13 protein-coding genes and 1 pseudogene are annotated in these 17,517 nt (G+C 62.5%); 6 read left to right on the top strand and 8 right to left on the bottom strand.

Features of this window, described 5'->3' with window-relative positions; all coding sequences use genetic code 11:
• Nucleotides 1–40: 40 nt before the first annotated feature.
• The 4 genes from BN2476_RS09625 to BN2476_RS09610 all read left to right on the top strand — a co-directional run bounded on the left by BN2476_RS09625 (nucleotide 41) and on the right by BN2476_RS09610 (nucleotide 6,299).
• The gene (locus BN2476_RS09625) at nucleotides 41–934 is read left to right on the top strand and encodes a crotonase/enoyl-CoA hydratase family protein (protein WP_087733910.1); all 894 of its coding nucleotides are present in this window, start codon (nucleotides 41–43) and stop codon (nucleotides 932–934) included.
• Between the two features lie 89 nt (nucleotides 935–1,023).
• The gene (locus BN2476_RS09620; protein WP_235850776.1) at nucleotides 1,024–2,457 is read left to right on the top strand and encodes an aldehyde dehydrogenase family protein; all 1,434 of its coding nucleotides are present in this window, start codon (nucleotides 1,024–1,026) and stop codon (nucleotides 2,455–2,457) included.
• A gap of 84 nt (nucleotides 2,458–2,541) precedes the next feature.
• On the top strand, nucleotides 2,542–3,999 hold the full coding sequence (locus BN2476_RS09615) for an APC family permease (RefSeq protein ID WP_235850775.1): 1,458 nt from the start codon (nucleotides 2,542–2,544) through the stop codon (nucleotides 3,997–3,999).
• A gap of 500 nt (nucleotides 4,000–4,499) precedes the next feature.
• Nucleotides 4,500–6,299 carry a methyl-accepting chemotaxis protein gene (locus BN2476_RS09610; protein ID WP_087733908.1) on the top strand — a complete coding sequence of 600 codons (1,800 nt, stop codon included), beginning with the start codon at nucleotides 4,500–4,502 and terminating at the stop codon, nucleotides 6,297–6,299.
• A gap of 264 nt (nucleotides 6,300–6,563) precedes the next feature.
• Here the strand turns inward: BN2476_RS09610 and BN2476_RS09605 are convergent, their stop codons facing one another.
• The 4 genes and pseudogenes from BN2476_RS09605 to BN2476_RS09590 form a co-directional block, all read right to left on the bottom strand.
• Nucleotides 6,564–7,745: a CaiB/BaiF CoA transferase family protein gene (locus BN2476_RS09605; RefSeq protein ID WP_087733907.1), complete on the bottom strand. Its 1,182-nt coding sequence runs from the start codon at nucleotides 7,743–7,745 to the stop codon at nucleotides 6,564–6,566.
• A gap of 8 nt (nucleotides 7,746–7,753) precedes the next feature.
• The gene (locus BN2476_RS09600) at nucleotides 7,754–9,274 is read right to left on the bottom strand and encodes an AMP-binding protein (protein ID WP_235850781.1); all 1,521 of its coding nucleotides are present in this window, start codon (nucleotides 9,272–9,274) and stop codon (nucleotides 7,754–7,756) included.
• Between the two features lie 37 nt (nucleotides 9,275–9,311).
• Nucleotides 9,312–10,109 carry an enoyl-CoA hydratase/isomerase family protein gene (locus BN2476_RS09595; protein ID WP_087733905.1) on the bottom strand — a complete coding sequence of 266 codons (798 nt, stop codon included), beginning with the start codon at nucleotides 10,107–10,109 and terminating at the stop codon, nucleotides 9,312–9,314.
• Nucleotides 10,110–10,798: 689 nt separating this feature from the next.
• Nucleotides 10,799–11,074: pseudogene (locus BN2476_RS09590) on the bottom strand (IS5/IS1182 family transposase); the annotation flags it as partial.
• 274 nt (nucleotides 11,075–11,348) lie between these two features.
• On the opposite strand from BN2476_RS09590, the gene BN2476_RS09585 reads away from it, so the two are divergent.
• Complete coding sequence (locus tag BN2476_RS09585) at nucleotides 11,349–12,770, top strand: ISNCY family transposase (protein WP_087733904.1); 1,422 nt, start codon at nucleotides 11,349–11,351, stop codon at nucleotides 12,768–12,770.
• 337 nt (nucleotides 12,771–13,107) lie between these two features.
• On the opposite strand, the gene BN2476_RS09580 is transcribed toward BN2476_RS09585, so the two are convergent.
• The 3 genes from BN2476_RS09580 to BN2476_RS09570 form a co-directional block, all read right to left on the bottom strand.
• The gene (locus BN2476_RS09580) at nucleotides 13,108–14,064 is read right to left on the bottom strand and encodes a CobW family GTP-binding protein (RefSeq protein ID WP_087733903.1); all 957 of its coding nucleotides are present in this window, start codon (nucleotides 14,062–14,064) and stop codon (nucleotides 13,108–13,110) included.
• Nucleotides 14,061–15,713 (bottom strand): amidohydrolase, encoded by a 1,653-nt coding sequence (locus tag BN2476_RS09575; protein ID WP_087733902.1) that lies wholly within the window; start codon nucleotides 15,711–15,713, stop codon nucleotides 14,061–14,063. The genes BN2476_RS09580 and BN2476_RS09575 overlap by 4 nt, the downstream gene beginning before the upstream one ends.
• 82 nt (nucleotides 15,714–15,795) lie before the next feature.
• Entirely contained in the window at nucleotides 15,796–17,181 is a 1,386-nt protein-coding gene (locus BN2476_RS09570; RefSeq protein ID WP_087733901.1) for a sodium:solute symporter family protein, read from the bottom strand.
• Here BN2476_RS09570 and BN2476_RS47005 point away from each other — a divergent pair.
• Complete coding sequence (locus BN2476_RS47005) at nucleotides 17,092–17,310, top strand: hypothetical protein (protein ID WP_162497866.1); 219 nt, start codon at nucleotides 17,092–17,094, stop codon at nucleotides 17,308–17,310. The two genes, BN2476_RS09570 and BN2476_RS47005, sit on opposite strands and share 90 nt — an antisense overlap.
• Here the strand turns inward: BN2476_RS47005 and BN2476_RS09565 are convergent.
• A complete protein-coding gene (locus tag BN2476_RS09565) occupies nucleotides 17,214–17,414 on the bottom strand; it encodes a DUF3311 domain-containing protein (RefSeq protein ID WP_087733900.1) in 201 nt (66 codons plus the stop codon). The genes BN2476_RS47005 and BN2476_RS09565 overlap by 97 nt on opposite strands.
• Nucleotides 17,415–17,517: the final 103 nt, after the last annotated feature.

Here is a 17,517-nt window from a genome sequence, read left to right as displayed (position 1 = left end):
TACGCGCGGCGCACGCTTCACCATTTTCGAGAGGCCGTCCATGCCCGCGATTTCCCCGCACTTCGATACGTTGCGCTACACCGTCGACAACGGCATCGCCACGATCACGCTGAATCGCCCCGAGAAGCTTAATGCCTTTACGGACACGATGATGCAGGAGATCGTCGGCGCACTCGACGTCACGGATGCGGACGATGAGGTGCGTTGCGTGGTCTTCACGGGCGCGGGTCGTGCGTTTTGCGCGGGAGCGGACCTGTCGTCGGGCGCAGAGAGCTTCAACTACGCCGAACAGCACGATATCAATGTCCACGCCGATGTCGACGTCGATACGGTGCATCGCGACAGCGGCGGTCTTGTGGCGTTGCGCATCTTTCGAAGCCTCAAGCCCGTCATCGGCGCAGTCAACGGCGCAGCCGTCGGCATCGGGATAACGATGCAGCTTCCCATGGATATCCGGCTCGCCTCAACGAACGCCCGGTTTGGTTTCGTGTTCGGCCGGCGCGGCATCACGCCCGAAGCGGCGTCGTCCTGGTTCCTGTCGCGGGTGGTGGGCATGTCCGCCGCGCTCGAGTGGTGCTGTACGGGCCGCGTCTTCGACGCCGACGAAGCGCTTGCGCGCGACCTGGTGCGCTCCGTGCACGCGCCGGACGACCTGCTGCCTGCGGCCTATGCGCTGGCGCGCGAAATCGCCGACAACGTCGCGCCCGTGTCCGTCGCGATGTCCAGGCAAATGATATGGCGCATGGCGGGGGCGAGCCATCCGATAGAGGCGCACCGGCTCGACAGCCGCGCGGTCCAGTCGCGCGGACGCTCCGCCGACGCCGCCGAAGGGGTGAACGCATTTCTTGAAAAACGCCAGGCCCGGTTCCCCGACCGGGTGTCGACCGACATGCCTGGGTTCTTCGACTGGCGAAGCGAGCCGCCGTTCATCTGACTGATGCGCCCGGACGTCCGGGCCGCAAGGAATGATCGCACCCGCGCGCGCGTGAGCGAACAGGAGACAGTGACACCATGCAACCGAAAATGCTGATCGACGGCAAACTCGTCGAGGGCGACTTTTCGCTCGACGTCGTCAATCCGGCGACGGCCATGTCGTTCGCGACATGCGGGCGTGCAAGCGCGCAGCAGTTGGAGGCGGCCGTCGATGCGGCCAGGCGCAGCCAGCCGGCGTGGGCGCGTCTGACCTTCGCGCAGCGAGGCAAGTACCTTGAGCGCCTGTGCGATGCGATCGAGGCGCGCACCGGGGAGTTCGCGCGGCTGCTCACGCTGGAACAGGGCAAGCCGTTGCGCCAGGCGCGATCGGAGATCTCGGGCGGTCTCGTCCGCTTCCGTTACTTCGCCGCGCTGGACTGCCCGCCCGTCGTGCTGAGGGACAACGAACGGGAGCAGATCGTCCAGGAACATGTGCCCCTCGGGGTCATCGCCGCGATCACCCCGTGGAATTTCCCGTTCAGCCTTCTGATCAGCAAGATCGCGCCAGGGCTGATTGCGGGGAACACCATCGTGGCGAAGCCTGCGCCGACCACGCCGCTGACTACGCTGCTGCTTGGCGAGGTAGCGGCCGGGATCCTGCCGCCTGGTGTGCTGAACGTCATCGTCGACGCCAATGACCTCGGCTCGCGACTGACCGCCCACCCCGACATCGCCAAGGTCGGCTTTACGGGCTCGACGGAAACCGGCAAGCGGGTGATGCAGGCCGCCGCGCAATCGCTCAAGCGTCTGACGCTGGAGCTTGGCGGGAACGACGCGGCGATCGTGCTGGATGACGCAGAGCTCGGCACGGTCGCACGCCAGGTGTTCGAAGCCGCCATGGTCAACGCCGGGCAGGTCTGTCTTGCGGCCAAGCGGGTGTACGTGCCTTCCGGCATGTTCGACGCCTTTTTTGACGAACTTGCACAACTGGCCCGCTCGGTTATCGTCGGGGATGGGCTGGACGAGAAGACCCAGATGGGGCCGCTTCAGAACCAGCAGCAGTACGAGAAGGTGCTCAAACTGATCGAAAGCGCGAGACTGGCGGGCGCCGAGATCGCGGGCGGCTGTTCGCGAGACGGCCCCGGATACTTCATTGCGCCGGCCATCGTGCGCGGACTCACGGACGATGCCGAACTCGTGAGGACGGAGCAGTTCGGTCCCGTCATGCCCGTGCTTGCCTACGAAACCGTCGATGAGGTCGTCGAGCGGGCGAACGCGACGCCATTCGGACTCGGTGCGACGGTGTGGACGTCTGACTATCGCCGGGGCGCGGACATCGCCCGGCGGCTCGAAGTCGGCACGGCCTGGGTCAACCGGCACCTTCATCTCGCGCCCGATGTGCCCTTCGGCGGCGCGAAAGAGTCGGGACTTGGCCACGAGAACGGGATCGAAGGTCTGAAGGGTGTGATGCAGCTGAAGATTCTCAATATCGAAAAGGGGGCGGCCCAGGGAGCACGCCCGGGCGCACGACAGAATCAGGTGTAGACATAAGGTGTTGCTGGTCCTGCATCCAGCTGGTCCAGCGAAGTAACGAAGTGTGGTACAGAAAACTACAGAGGAGAACTTTCGGTGGAGCAGGTACAAGCCGTTGTGAAGGAGACGCCGAAGATGGACGCAGAGCGCGCAACGCTCACTGGTCGACTCGGGACACTGGACATCGTTTTTACGGTGCTTGCATATAACGCGCCGCTGGCGGTGGTAGTAGGGCTGATCCCGATCATCATCGCGTACGGAAACGGACTGGGGGCGCCCGCGACGTTCGTCGCGGTGGCGATCCTGATGCTCGTGTTTTCGGTCGGATTCACGACCATGTCGCGCCATGTGCCGAACGCCGGCGCCTATTACGCCTACATCACCGTGGGTCTCGGGCCGTGCACTGGCCTCGGTTCGGCATTCATGGCCATGCTCGCGTACGCGTTTTTCATCATGGGAGGCTACCCGTACGCGGGCATTATCATCGGCTCCTTCGCCGCGCATGTGACGGGCAAGGGCGCCGAAACATGGTGGCTGTGGGCCGTCATCCTCTGGGCGGTCGTTTCCGTGCTGGGATACTTTCGCATCACCCTGTCGGCCCGGGTGCTCACGCTGGCACTGGTGTGCGAGATCTTGCTGGTGGCCGTCTGGGAAGGCGCCATCGCGCTGACCAAAGGGTATGACTCCCTGTCGCCCGTCTGGCTCACGCCGACCGCCGTCGTGTCGGGGTCCGTCGGGCTCGCGATCCTGTTTGGCGTCACGTGCTTTGCGGGCTTTGAGGCGACAGCCATATTTCGCGAGGAAGCGAGAGACCCGGAAGTCACGGTGCCACGGGCGACGTATCTCTCGATCGTCATCATGGCGTGCGTGTTTGTCTCGGCCACGTACTTCTTCATCGTCGCGTACGGTCCCACAGGCGCGCTCGCGAAGGCGGCAGGCGACCCCGCGACGGCTGCGCTCGACAGCATCGCCGGATACCTCGGACATGTCGGGCAGGCCATGGTGAGCGTCCTGATGTGCACGAGCATGTTCGCCTGCCAGCTCGCGTTGCACAACATCCTCGCGCGCTACATCTATTCGCTGAGTATCGATGGGGTGCTGCCGCCCGGGCTCGGCGCGATTCACAGCCGGCACGGCTCTCCCTACCGGGCTTCGCTGCTCGTCTCGGTCCTGGGCGTGGTTTCGGTCACGGTTTTGACCGTGACGGGCGCCGATCCGTTTACGGCGTATGCCGCGCTGGTCGGCATCACCGGGTTCACGCTCATCCTGCTGCAAATCCTGACGTCCCTGTCGGTCATCGTCTTCTTTCGACGCAGTCGCGTCCACCCGGGACGATGGAAGACGATGTATGCGCCCGCGGTGAGCCTCGTCGGCCTCGTCATTACAGGCTGGCTTGCGATCAGCAATATCGAGATGCTCACGGGCAACCTGAGAGTCGCGCAGTGCCTGCTCGCCATCATTTTCGCCTCACTGGTGGGCGGTATTGGGTACGCCAACCGGCTGCGGTCAAGCCGTCCCACGGTATTCGCGGCCATCGGGAGAAAAATGAGATAGCGCTGCTTCGCTGACGGAGCGCGTGCGGACCGTCGTCTCGCGCGTTCCATCAGGACGGGAACAGGCATGTCGATCGCCGACAATCACGTCCGGCCTGTCCGGAGGATTGTCGGGTGCGTCATTGTTGAGCGCGCTTTCAGACGTGAGCGGCACCGAATGGACTATACCGGTTGGGATTGAGCTTGAGAGATATTACGACAATAGTAAGGATAACGAAGTAAATATTATCGATTTTGTTATCCGTTCGAGCGACTCGACCGAACCTCTCAGTGTCGGCTGCCAGAGTGTCTGCGCAGGTGAAGCGCGCCCGGCGCGAATGGCATCGTATCCCGTTGCTTCACTCAGAACGCCGCCCCGCGGGAGGGGTCCATCCTGGTTTATCGATTCCCCGATTTGCGGATGGAAGACGTTCACAAGATTTTCCGATAATTCGCGAGTTTGCCGCTTACCCCGGCGAATTCGTCCACCGGGCGTTCATGCGCCCTTACGGGGTCGTTGTCATGTTCTCGTCCATCCGCGCCCGCATCATCGCTGCGAGCGTCGCCATAGTGGTATTCGCGCTCGTCGCCTCCACGCTCATCAACTATTTCATCGCGCGCTCGTACAACGACGACGCGATCGACCGGAATCTGACCTCCGTTGCGAGCGGCCACGTGGTCGGGATCGCCGACTGGGTCGCAATGAAAAGCCGGATGATCGTATCGCTGCAGGACGCCGCGCTCGCTGCCGATCCATTGCCGGTGTTTAGGCAGTCGGCCGCAGCGGGTGGTTTCACCAACGTCTATGCGGGCTATGCCGACAAGACGTTCAGGTTCTTGGACCCGACGGGCATCCCGCCCACTTACGACCCGACCGGCCGCCCGTGGTACAGGCAAGCCGCGCAGGCCGGCAAGCCGGTTGTCGAGCCGCCTTACGTCGACGGGGCCACGGGTCACCTCATCGTTACCTTCGCCGTACCGATCATGCGTGATGGCGCGCTCAAGGGCGTCGTGGCAGGGGACGTCGCAATCGACAGCGTGATCGCCAACGTGAAATCGATCCACCCGACGCCGGGCAGCTTCGGCATGTTGATCGACAGTAGTGGCCATATCGTCGCGCATCCCGATCCCAAGCTCACGCTCAAACCGGTCACCGACGTGTCGCCCGATCTCGGGGGCTTAAGCGGCGCGTCGCTCGTGGGTGCGACCGCGCCCGTGGAGGTGAGCGTTGGCGGCAATACGAAACTGGTTCGCGCGCAGCCTGTGCCGGGCACCGACTGGTATGCGCTCGTCGCGCTCGACAAGACGGACGCGACAGCCGGCATGCGCTCGCAGCTGACCGCGTCGCTGATCACGCTGGTCGTGATCGTCGGCGTCGCATCGCTGGTCGTCGGCGCAATCACTGCGACTACGTTCCGCCGGCTGTCTCAGGTGCGACGGGCGATGGCGGCGATCGGCTCCGGCACCGGCGACCTGACGCAGCGCCTGTCGGCCGACGGCCACGACGAGGTTGCGGACATTGCGCGCTCGTTCAACAGTTTTGTCGACAAGCTGAACGACGTGATGCGGCAGATCCGCGACGCGAGCGAATCGGTGCGCACGGCCGCGAACGAGATCGCAGCGGGCAACCAGGATCTGTCGTCGCGCACCGAATCGGCGGCTGCGAGCCTCCAGCAAACGGCTGCGTCGATGGAAGAGATTACCGCCACCGTCGGTCAGTCGGCGGCCGCCGCCGGCCAGGCCGACGAACGCGCGGCAGCGGCATCGCGGATCGCGTCGCACGGAGGCACTGTCGTATCGGCCGTCGTCACGACGATGGGGAAAATAGAGGAGGCGTCGGGCCGCATCGGCGACATCATCGGGGTGATCAACGGCATCGCGTTCCAGACCAACATCCTCGCCCTGAACGCGGCCGTGGAAGCCGCGCGTGCGGGCGAGCAGGGCCGCGGCTTCGCGGTTGTCGCGCAGGAAGTGCGCAGCCTCGCGCAACGCAGCGCGCAGGCCGCGCGCGAGGTGAAGGTGCTAGTCGAGTCGACCGTGGAGAGCGTGTCCGCGGGTTCGGAGCAGGTGCGCCAGGCCGGCGAAACGATGCGCGAAATCGTCTCCAACGTCGCGAACGTGACGACGATCATCTCGGAGATCACGCACGCCGCGAACGAACAGACACGCGGCATCCAGGAAGTGAACCGTGCGGTCACGCAGCTCGACGAGATGGTGCAGCAGAATGCAGCGCTCGTCGAGCAATCGACCGCCGCCGCGATGGCGCTCCAGACGCAGGCGAACGCGCTCGGGTCGACGGTCGGACAGTTCAGGGTCGCCTGACGCCGCCCGGTAGGACGACGCGCGCCACTTTCGCGTGCCGAAAGTATACGGAGGCGCCCGGTTCGCGCATCAGCGCGAGCCGGTTCCGCGGCGTCCTGACGCGGAGGGGCGCTAACGCAGCGCTTGGCATTTGGAAGACGTAATCGCATATGCCCAACGCTCACGACAGAAATTGCTCCCGTGACGTCTTCTTTTGAATCGGCCGCTCGCGACCAACTGTATTGGCCCGGATACGCGCTACACAGCACGTCTCTGCAAGCAGATTCAGATGACCCGTTGCGAGCGGAGCACGTTGATCTGAGCCTGTGCATAACCGAGCGAGCGAAGGATCGCATCCGTGTGCTCACCGAGCATGGCCGGCTTCTCGCGGATGCCGCCCGGCGTTTCGGAAAGGAACACGGGCGCACGCGCCAAGGGAACAGGACGGGAAGGGGTGCCGTAGTCGACCCAGTCGAAAAGACCGGTCGCCTCCGCTTGCGGATGCCTGACCAGCTCACCTGGCCGCAGCACGGGACCGGCGGGAATTCTCGCCGTTGCAAGCTCGCTCAGCGCATCCGCACTCGTTCGGCTCTCGCACCACAGCTGCATGCGATCGCTGATGATGCCGCCATGCAGGGCGCGCGAATCGTCCGTGCTGAAGCGTTCGTCGTCCAGCCAGCCGGGTTCTTCCATCAACGCGGCCCAACGCCGGAACAGCGGTTTGCCGACCACCTGACAGATGATCCAGCCGTCTTTCGTCGCGAAGATATCCGCCGGCGCGGCGGCGAAGCTGCGATTGCCCACGCCGACCCGGTCACGACCCGTCAGCGTCGCCTCCGTGGCGAAGGCGCTGCCCAGCATTGCGGCTGTCGCGAAGAGCGACCCGTCGACCACCTGGCCGCGCCCCGTCGTTTCGCGCGCAATCAGTGCCATCGCCGTGCCGTAAGCGCAGTGAAGCGCCGTGCCGAAGTCGCACCAGAGAATCTGGGTGCGACTCGGCTGTCCTTCGTGGCCGCTCAGATAGACGCCGCCCGACATCGCCTGTCCGATCGAATCGAACGCCAGATGCCCGGCCATCGGCCCGCTCTGACCGAACCCGGTCGCCAGCGTCAGGATCGTTCTGGGATTGATCGCAGAGATGGAGGCGAAGTCGAGCCCCATCGCTTCCAGCGTTGTGGGAGGGAGGTTCGCGACGACCACGTCGGCCGTCGCGACAAGCCGCCTGACGAGTTCGCGGCCTTCGTCCTTCATCGGATCGAGCGTCATGGACTTCTTGTTCCGGCTCATCTGCAGGAACAGCGCCCCCTCGCCAGTTTCCAGCGCGGGCAGCAAGAACCGGTCCTCGCTGCCGCCGATCTTCTCGATGCGGATGACCTCTGCGCCGAACTCCGCCAGCAGCGTGGCGCAGTAGGGTCCGGCCACATAGCGTCCGAAATCCAGCACGCGAATGTTGTCCAGTACGCTCATGGTCGCGATCAGATAGCGCGGGTAGCGCTCTGCCAGTAGCGCGCCTTGACCTCTTTCTTGAGGATCTTGCCGTACGCGTTTTTCGGGAGATGGTCCACGAAATCGACGGCCTTGGGCTTCTTGTACGAGGCGAGCCGGCTACGGCAGAACTCGATGACATCGTCGGACGAGATGGTCGCGTTTTTCCGCAGAACGACCACGGCGTGGACGGCTTCCCCCCAGACTCTGTCGGGAACGCCAACCACGCATGCTTCGGCGATGGCTTCATGCTGCAGGAGCACTTCCTCCACTTCGCGCGGATAGATGTTCGAGCCGCCCGAGATGATCATGTCTTTCACGCGATCGGTGATGAAGATATAGCCCCTGTCATCCCGGTAGCCGACGTCGCCGGTGTGCAGCCACCCGTTCTTCAGCACTTCGTCCGTCGCTTCCTTGCGCCGCCAGTAACCCGGAAACACGATGTCGCCGCGAACGGTGATTTCGCCGGCGACGTTCGGCGCCACTTCCTTGCCGTGCTCGTCGACGATGCGCACGCGCACGCCTAGGCTCTCGCGGCCCACGGACCCGAGTTTCCTGATGCCGTCGGGCGAGCTCAGGTCGTACTCGGACTTGTGCATCCCGCACACGCCGCTCGGCGCCTCGCTCTGTCCATACCCCTGTCCGATGATCGGTCCGAACACCTCGATCGCGCGACGCAGTACCTCCGCATACAGCGGCCCGCCGCCGCAGAGAATGTTTTTGAGGGTTTTAACGTTGAAGCTTTCGAGGTCGGGGCAGTTCAGGAGCATCTGCACCATGGTCGGCGCCATAAAGCTAGACGTCGCCTCGAACCGTTCCACCGCCTCGAGTACCTTGGGCGGATCAAATTTCTCGAGGCCGGGGAAGATCTGCGCGGCGCCCCGCGCCAGATGAGAGAGACCCACGCTGGTGGTGGCATGCGCCATCGGTGCGAAATGGATGATCCTGTCCGTTTCGTCAACGTCGCTCAGGATGCTCAGCAGCCTGCCCGTGACCATGTTGACGAGGTTGCGGTGCGTTTCCATGCACCCCTTGGGCTTGCCCGTCGTCCCGGACGTATAGAAGAGCCACGCCACATCGTCGGGGTCGATCAGCAGATCCGGACGGGCGTCGCCCACGCCTTCGAGCAGGTCGCCGTAGTAGTCGAACCCCGCGACGCGATCCATGCAGATCCAGTGCTGCACGCAGGTATGCCGGGCACGTAGCGCTTCGACCGTTTCAGTGAACTCGGGCGAGAAGACGAAGAACGCTGGCATTGAGTCTTCGATCATGAAGCTCAGCTCGTCGACATGCAGCTTAGGATTGAACGGCGTGGCCGTCATCCCGGCGTTCAATGCCGCGAGGAACATCTCGAAATGCTCGAAGCGGTTCACGGACAGGATTGCCACACGGTCGCATTGCTCACCCGCTTCGAGCAGGCCGTTCGCAATCCTGTTTGCGCGTCGTGCACCCTCCGCATAGGGGATCGACGTCTGCGGCGTGACCCACAGCGGCCGGTCGGGGAACTGCATCGCGGAACGGTGAAGCAGATGGGCAAGATCCATGGTCTCAGCTCCCCGTGGACGGGAAAACCGGGGGCCGCTTGTCGAGGAACGCGCTCAGGCCTTCCCTGGCGTCAGGCTCCATGAAGTTCAGACTTTCGTAGGCGACCGAGAGGTCAAAGATCGGCGCCGCCTGGCGCACCCAGTGATTCAGGCATCGTTTGGTCCAGCGAAGTGCGCGCTGCGGCTTTCTTCCGAGTGAATCCGCGATCTGCAGCGCGGATTCGATCACCTCGTCGGCGGGCTTGCACATGGACACGAGGCCAATCCGTTCCGCTTCCTTGCCGGTGAGAACGTCCGCCGTCAGCAGGTACAGCTTCGACTTCGGCAACCCGCAGTAAAGCGGCCAGAGCATCGTGGCGTGGTCTCCGGAGGCGACCCCGATGTTCATGTGCGCATCGCAGAGTTTCGCCGTCTCGGAGACGATTGAGATGTCCGCGCTCAGCGCGACGGCGAGGCCCGCGCCCGCCGCCGCGCCATTGATGGCCGACACGACAGGCTTGTCGAGGTGGACCATGTTGTAGACGATCCGCAGCGCCTCTTCACCCGTCTCGATATGGCGCTCGATCCTGCCGAGCTTGTCGATGCCTTCGGCGAGGTCGCCACCGACGGAGAACGCGGCGCCTGCGCCGGTAATCACGGGTACGCGTACGGCGGGATCGTTCCTGACGGTCTGCCACACTTCCGCCAGTTCATGGTGAAGAACGCCGTTCGCTGCGTTGCGAGGAGGCCGGTCAATCGTGATCAGCAGCACACCATTCGGTTTGTGTTCAAACCGGAGGTGACGATAGTCAGAGTAATCCATTTGAATGATGTCCCTCGGCGCGCGCCCGGCGTGCCCGATTGTTTGTCCAGGGATCATTCTGGAAAATTCATATCCCGCGCGCCATCAATGATTCGCGAAGCAAGCATTGGGAAAAACGAAGATTGCCACGCCAGAACGGTCAGACGCCGCATGAGAGGCGGGACGCGGCCGCACGTCAACCGGCCGCCCGGCTGATCTGCGCGACCACTGAAGCCACCAGTTCGCTACGCAGGCGCCCCGCCCCTTCCCGGTCGCTGGGGCGCGCGCCCTGGCGATTGTCGTAAACGCCGAGCAGCAGCCAATCGTTCCAGCAGGCCACCCATCCGCAGTCCCGCGACACGGGACATAATCAGCCAGCACACGGCGCTTGCGGAACATGTACCGCCAGTGCGAATAGATGTGCGCCTCGTTGGACACGAGCAGGGTGTTGCGCGCGCCGAGGGAGCAGGGCGATCCAGTGACTCGACGAGTACCGTCCGCTATCAAGCCGCGCAACTGGTTAATCTGGTTTTTTGCAGGACAGATCGCGCGTTCGGTCGGCTTGGTTGCCTGGCTCAAATCCATGCAGTACGGCAGAAGGAGAGGGTTCAGCCCAAGGGCTTTGCAAATTGGACTCGCTGGCCCGAACAATTTTAAAATGGTTCGGAGTAGCCGGGAGCCTCCTGATCCTGATAACGGTCATTTGCGACTGCCTTGTTCGTCGAACTGGATGCCGAAATCAGCGTTGCGTCGACTGCCGAGCCCGCCTTAAGCTTAAGCATCAAGCCTTTCGCCTGCAGGATCTGGTTGACCGTCGCCAGCATCCTGGCCGACAGCTCATGCGCCTCAAGCAGATGCCGCAATCGCAGGATCGTACTCACGTCGGGCAGCCGCATTATGCCCGTTCCCAGCAGCGCAAACTCGCGATACAGCGGGATGTCGTGCCGCGCCTCCTCCATCGCCGGGTCCGAGAGACTGAACCATTGCCACTGAGATGGACCCGACGCACCTTTCGCAGGACACTGGGCGTCTTGCTCTCGCGAACCGGTGTGGAGGCACATCATGGAAAATCGATCTTCTCGGCATTGATCTCGCCAAGCGCGTCTTGATCAAAAACCTATGTTCGATTTGACATAAAGCGAACTAACGAATCCGTAGGTGTAGCGGCTACGTCCTAATGTCGTGTTCTGGCTATTTACAGATGTCGTGTTTTTGAGCGCTGGCAAGCTGGCAGACTGCTGCGACGTTGCGGGGCCTGCCATGAAGCCGGACACGACGCTGGTGAGTCTGAGCATGCGCGAACTGGACAGACTGAAGGTTATACAGGCGGTCGTTGAGACGGGCCTCAAGCCCGGCCGTGCCGCCGACCGGCTGGGACTGACGGTACGTCAGATCGAGCGGCTGGTGATCCGGTTGCGGGAGCACGGGCCGTCTGGCGTGGCCTCGGGCCGGCGCGGACGGCCAGGTAACCGCAAGCTCGACGAAGGCCTCGCGTTGCGCGCCCTGACGATCATCCGCGAGCGCTACGCCGATTTTGGGCCCACGCTGGCGCGCGAGAAGCTGGACGAATGCCACGGCATCCGGCTGTGCAAGGAAACGGTGCGCCAACTGATGACCCAGGCCGGCCTGTGGGTGCCGCGCAAACAACGTCCGCCGAAGGTCTACCAGCCGCGCGCACGACGCGCGTGTTTCGGCGAGCTGGTGCAGATCGACGGCAGCGACCACCGCTGGTTCGAGGATCGCGCGCCGGCCTGCACGCTGCTGGTGTACGTCGACGACGCGACGAGCCGGCTGATGCACCTGCACTTCACGCAGACGGAGTCGACCTTCAGCTATTTCGAGGCGACCCGCGCGTACCTGGAGCGCCACGGCAAGCCGGTGGCGTTCTACAGCGACCGCGCCAGCGTCTTTTACGTGAAGCGCCGCGCGGAGACGGCGGGCAAAGGCGTCACGCAGTTCGGCCGCGCGATGTACGAACTGAACATCGACACCTTCTGCGCGAACAGCAGCCCCGCCAAGGGACGCGTCGAGCGCGCGCACCAGACGCTGCAGGACCGGCTGGTGAAGGAACTGCGGCTGCGCGGCATCAGCACGCTGGACGAAGCGAACGCCTGGGCACCCTCCTTCATGGCGGCCTACAACGCCCGCTTCGCGAAGCCGCCCAGAAGCCGGTTCGATGCACACCGGCCGCTGCGCGCCGACGAGGATCTCGACGCGATTCTGACGTGGCGGGTACAGCGCAAGGTGTCGGACGCGCTGACGCTGCTGAACGACCGCGTGATCTGGCTGCTCGACGATACGCCGGCCACCCGCCGCCTGATCGGCCGCTACATCGACGTCTGGGAGTATCCGGACGGCCGCCTCGAGATCCGCGCCGACGGTGTGGTGCTGCCCTGTGTGCCGTACGACAAGCTCTCCGAAATCGACCAGGGGGCCGTGATCGAGCACAAGCGGCTCGGCCATGCACTGCGGGTCGCCCAGGCGCTGCAGGCGCAGCGCGACAACCGCCGCGTATCGGGCTCGCCATCACGCACGAATCGCGGCGCCGCAGTACGCAAACCCAAGCCGTTGCCCGGCACGCGGAAGCAGCGCGAAGTGACGCTCGAGGACTTGAATGCGGCGCTAATGGGGACTCACCGGAAGCCGGGAGCCTCGGTGCTAAAACCCCCTCCAGATAGATAAAAAGGACTGCATAACAAACGACTCCAACCCAAAACCGATCTCAAACCCGACATCTGTATTTAGCTGGAGCCCCGACATTTCAAAATAGCTTTGACAGTAGGTGTTCGAATTATATATATGGCTTTCAGATCGAGTCCGAAACGGTGCATTCTGAGGTAGGCTTATAGGCTATTCAAGGTCAGACGGTGGGCTATTACTGGAGTAGGTCGTTCGTCTTCCCATCCCTTCTGTTCAGTTTCTCGGTTGGTCCGAAGGCGAGGCGGTTACGGATCGGCTGCAAGCCAATAGGGTGGCTACACGCGGGTGCGGTAGTGTTGACGCACAGTGCCACCTAACGTCAGGACAGGCTTTCCGGGTTGCGGGCGGCGGATGCAAGCGCGTCAATAGCGAACGCCATATCGACTTGCTCGAACAATCCGATCAGAACGATGACTGACTCTGAGATTTGCCGCTCTCGGCATCGGACGATATGCACGCGATCTCCCACCACGTGAATCTCCGCACACTCGCCATTTTCGAGACGTACGAACCCCTTGGCCCGTAACAGCCGGCTGGAGAACGTTGCGCAGGCGGCTTTCAGTTGCTGCCGCTCGAAACACGCGCGAGATCGAAACGTGAAGCTGCGCAAATTTGCAGGAAGGTGGGTGGAAGCAGCGTACTGGCGCGACCCGATTCGCTCGCGCGGGAGCGCGTCGTCGCTGAAGAACAGCCCGTCCGGCACCTTGCCCTGATCGGCCTCGAAAACGATCCGCGTATGCGCAAACTCCAGGACGTGCGACCGCACGGTGCGGGCTTTCTCATCGTTGAGCAAGTCGGTCTTGGTCAGCGCGATCGCGGTCGCGCCTTCGATCTGTCGCCGCGCAATGTCGCCGATATACGGATCGGCGAGGGTCTCTTCGATGCGATCGGCGTCGACCGCAACGACGATGCCCTGCAAGCGAAATGCGCGATCAAGCATACCAACTTGTGCGATCCGCACCGGGTCGGATACGCCGCTTGCTTCGATCACGAGCAGATCGGGCCGCGTTTCGCGCGCGCTTATCTCGAGCAGCGTCTCCACCAGCTTGCCGCCGATCGTGCAGCACACGCAGCCGTTCTCCAGGCCGATCACGTCGTCGCTCCGCTCCCGGATGAGCGCAGCATCGATGTTGATCGAGCCGAAGTCGTTGACGAGCACCGTGACGTGGCGGCCACGCGGGTTGGCCAACATCGCGTTGATCATCGTGGTCTTGCCCGCGCCGAGATATCCGCCGATCACGGCGAGCGGAATCGGCGGTTGCGCTGCGGCAATCATGTTGGTGACTTGAAGACGCGGCCGCCGAGTATGGTGCCCCAGACGGCCAACTGTCCGAGCCGTTCGACCGGAACCTCAGAAGGATCTTCGTCGAGCACCGCGAAGTCTGCGAACTTGCCTACCTCAATGCTCCCAATGACGTCGTCCATGCCAATCGTATAAGCTGCTCCACGGGTGATCGCTCGTAGTGCATCGTCGACGCTCAATTGTTCCGCTTCGCCAAGCACACGCCCCGATGAGGTTTGCCGCGTTACCGCGCACCACGCGGTAAAGAGAGGATTGAGCTGCGTGATCGGCGCATCCGAGTGCATGGCAAAGGTGATGCCGAGCTCGCTCGCCGTACGCGCCGCATTCATGCGGTTCGCTCGGTCAGCGCCCATCGTCTGCGTATAGTGCGCGTCGCCCCAGTAATAGATGTGGTTCGAGAAGAAGTTCACGCACATGCCAAGGCGCGCTGCGCGCGCGAGCTGCCGCGCGTCGGCCATCTGGCAGTGCTGCAGCGTATGCCGGTGGTCGCTGCGCGGATGTCGGCTCACGATCGTCTCGATCGCGTCGAGCACGAGTTCGGTCGCTTCGTCGCCGTTGGTATGGATATGCAGCTGTAGCCCGGCCTCGTGAAAGGGGAGGAAGGTTTCGACAAACTGTTCGGGCGGAATCAACCATAGGCCGTTTGGTCGGCCATTCAGATAGCCGGGCCAGCGCAAGCGTGCGGTAAATCCCTGGATCGATCCGTCGACGATGAATTTCACGGGGCCGGCGCGCAACTTGGCTGAATTGCATTCAACCGCCGTGTGCACTCGCGATGGTCCGCCTTCGGGATTACGCTGTGGTGCAAACGCGGGCACAAGACGAATAGGGAACTCTTCGTCACGCGTCACCTCGACGAGATTACGGAGGCCCTTATCGGACAGGTCGTTGAGCAGGTCGGTGGCCGTCGTGACGCCCGCGAGTTGCGCAACGTTGCCGAAATTCCAGACCGCTTCCGGGTTGTCGGCGGCCGATGGTGATAGTCGGTCGCCGATCACGCGATAAACCGGAAACATCGCGGCAAATTCCTGCAATTCGCCGGTTAACCTGCCATTGGCATCGCGAACGATGCCGTCGACGTCGGTGTCCTCGTCGATGCCCGACATGTCGAGCATCGGCGTATTCACATTCATCAGGTGCACGCTCGCGTGCAGGATTGCGATTGGGCGGGTGGCCGACACGCGATCGAGATCACTGGCTGTGAGGCGCTCGTTACCGAAGAAAATCGGATCGAAGCCCCAGGCAAGCAAAGGCGTATCGGGGTCTTCGACCTTGTGCTCGGCTTCCTGCAGGCGCGCGATCACCGCATCGAGGGTCTTTAAACCTGGCCAGCGTTTGCCGTCGGGGCCACGCCGTTCGTAGTAGCCGACGTAAACCTCGCTCCACATTGCACCTTCCATCAGATGTGAATGACCTTCGACAAGGCCAGGCATCAGGACCTTGTCGCGAAAGGTAGTGTCCGGTTCCACGTCGGTCCATTGACGCATGTCTTCAAGCGTGCCGACTGACAGGATCTTGCCGTCGCGTATCGCCACGTGCGTGGCGAGCGGCTGATGCGGATTCATCGTCAGGATCTTGCGCGCGACGAGCACCCTCACTTCATTGCTAGTGGATTTGTCCATAAAGGATTCGGGTAAGAGAACAACATTCGAAGCCCGGCTTTGTGTAGCCGGGCAATAACCATCGATTGCCCGGCAATTTGCATCACAACTGCGCGTGAATTTGACTGCGGCGGGTGTTCAGATTGAGAGTCCCCATGACGAGGACGTTCGCCGCGAGACACACGAGCCCCAGGTTCAAGCCTCCCAGATCGGGGTTTAGCACGTAGAGTACGACCGCGAGTACCTGTCCGACGACCATGCCCGAGCCGATGGCGCGCGCGCTCACCCGCAGACCGAACACGGCAACGATGACACCCGGAAAGAACTGCGTGACGCCGTAGTAGGTCATGTTGATGAGCGTGAGCATCAGGTTTGGAGTCGCGAGCGTCATGACAATCGACAGCAACAGATACAGCGCGATCACCACCTTCGCGCCGGCCTTCTGACGTGTTTCGGGCACGTGCGGCAGCAGGTTGCGCGTCACCACAGGTCCAATAGCCAGGCAAATGCCTGCAAGCACGAGCAGTCCAGAAAGCGAGGCGCCGGCTGCCACCAGGCCAACAAGCCAGGAAGGCAACAGGTGGGTGACTGCACTGAAAAAGGCTTCGTTGGGTGACCCTAGCTTCACGTTCTGTGCGATTGCGTAATAGGACGCGACCACAAGAAAAGGATACATCAACATGTACAGCGGCATCGCCACCTGCGAGCGGCGAATCGTATTGGCGCTCTTCGCGGTGAAGAAGTTCTGGGTCGAGAATGGCAATACGTAGAAGCCGAGCGACTGGAACAGCATCGTACTCATCGCGAAGGTGAGTTGATGCGCGTTCATGCTATTCGAGACGTGCTGGCTTGCGGCCTTGAACACCGGGCCAACGCCCGCTTCCCATGCGACCGCCACCCCGGTAATGACAATGGCGGCGACCATCAGGATGTCCTTCAGGATTGCGATATATGCCGTCCCGCGCACTCCGGCAATCAATATATAGGTGAATGCGAGCGCTGCGGCAATCGAGATAAGACCAACAGGGTTCACGTGCCAGCCGAGCCCCTTGAGCGCAGCGACCAGGCCGGTGAACTGCAACTGACCCCATGGCAGCAGGAAAAAGAGCGCGGAAATTGCGACGATTACTTCAAGCCCGCGGCTCGCGAAATGGCCTTTGAACAGGTCAGGCAGCGTAATCGCGTTGTATCGTTTGCCGGCTTCCCAGATTTTCGGGCCAATGAAATAGCCGACCGGATACGCAAGAAGGATGTAGCCAAGGAACCAGACGCCGTAGGTCGGCCCCTTCGCATAAATTCCGCCGGGAAAGCCGACCATCGTGCCTATGCTGTAAATTTCACCTGCCGCAAGAAAGAACACCAGCCACGCGCCGAATTGACGAGACGCAACGAAAAAGTCGTGTACACCCTGTTTGCTGTGGCCCTTGCCCGCGCGGAGCGCGAGGAAGAGCGAGAGGGCGATGAAGCCCAGAAATACTGCGGATGCCATGCTGATGTCTCCTGGATTGGTTTTCTGAATTCTCAGCTGTTGCGCGTTTCGGCGTGCTTGTCAAAGAGCTTCCAGCACAACAACAGGCATCCGGAGGTAAGTACGAACCACGCGAACATCCACGCGTAAATAAAGGGAATCCCAAGCACGTAGAAATCCTGCGACGCAACCCAAGGCAGCAAGCCAACGACTCCGATATAGGGTATTACGATACCAATCAAGAATCTAAGCATGGTCCACTCCGTGCGAGCGTTGAGCCTGACCGATTCGCAATGGAAGACCAGCGCTCGGATATGGCGAAAGGTTACGGTCAGTATTACTCTCCAAAAACAGTTG

It is taken from the genome of Paraburkholderia piptadeniae, assembly GCF_900007165.1.
GTDB classification, from domain to species: Bacteria; Pseudomonadota; Gammaproteobacteria; order Burkholderiales; family Burkholderiaceae; genus Paraburkholderia; species Paraburkholderia piptadeniae.
This window is presented reverse-complemented; position numbering and strand designations above follow the sequence as displayed.

Bases quoted from the DNA above. Each gene is read 5' to 3' on its own strand.
- BN2476_RS09610 (WP_087733908.1), top strand. From the start codon at position 4,500: ATGTTCTCGTCCATCCGCGCCCGCATCATCGCTGCGAGCGTCGCCATA.
- BN2476_RS09620 (WP_235850776.1), top strand. From the start codon at position 1,024: ATGCTGATCGACGGCAAACTCGTCGAGGGCGACTTTTCGCTCGACGTC.
- BN2476_RS09580 (WP_087733903.1), bottom strand. From the start codon at position 14,064: ATGATTGCCGCAGCGCAACCGCCGATTCCGCTCGCCGTGATCGGCGGA.
- BN2476_RS09595 (WP_087733905.1), bottom strand. From the start codon at position 10,109: ATGGATTACTCTGACTATCGTCACCTCCGGTTTGAACACAAACCGAAT.
- BN2476_RS09600 (WP_235850781.1), bottom strand. From the start codon at position 9,274: ATGCAGTTCCCCGACCGGCCGCTGTGGGTCACGCCGCAGACGTCGATC.
- BN2476_RS09575 (WP_087733902.1), bottom strand. From the start codon at position 15,713: ATGGACAAATCCACTAGCAATGAAGTGAGGGTGCTCGTCGCGCGCAAG.
- BN2476_RS09625 (WP_087733910.1), top strand. From the start codon at position 41: ATGCCCGCGATTTCCCCGCACTTCGATACGTTGCGCTACACCGTCGAC.
- BN2476_RS09585 (WP_087733904.1), top strand. From the start codon at position 11,349: ATGAAGCCGGACACGACGCTGGTGAGTCTGAGCATGCGCGAACTGGAC.
- BN2476_RS09565 (WP_087733900.1), bottom strand. From the start codon at position 17,414: ATGCTTAGATTCTTGATTGGTATCGTAATACCCTATATCGGAGTCGTT.
- BN2476_RS09570 (WP_087733901.1), bottom strand. From the start codon at position 17,181: ATGGCATCCGCAGTATTTCTGGGCTTCATCGCCCTCTCGCTCTTCCTC.
- BN2476_RS09605 (WP_087733907.1), bottom strand. From the start codon at position 7,745: ATGAGCGTACTGGACAACATTCGCGTGCTGGATTTCGGACGCTATGTG.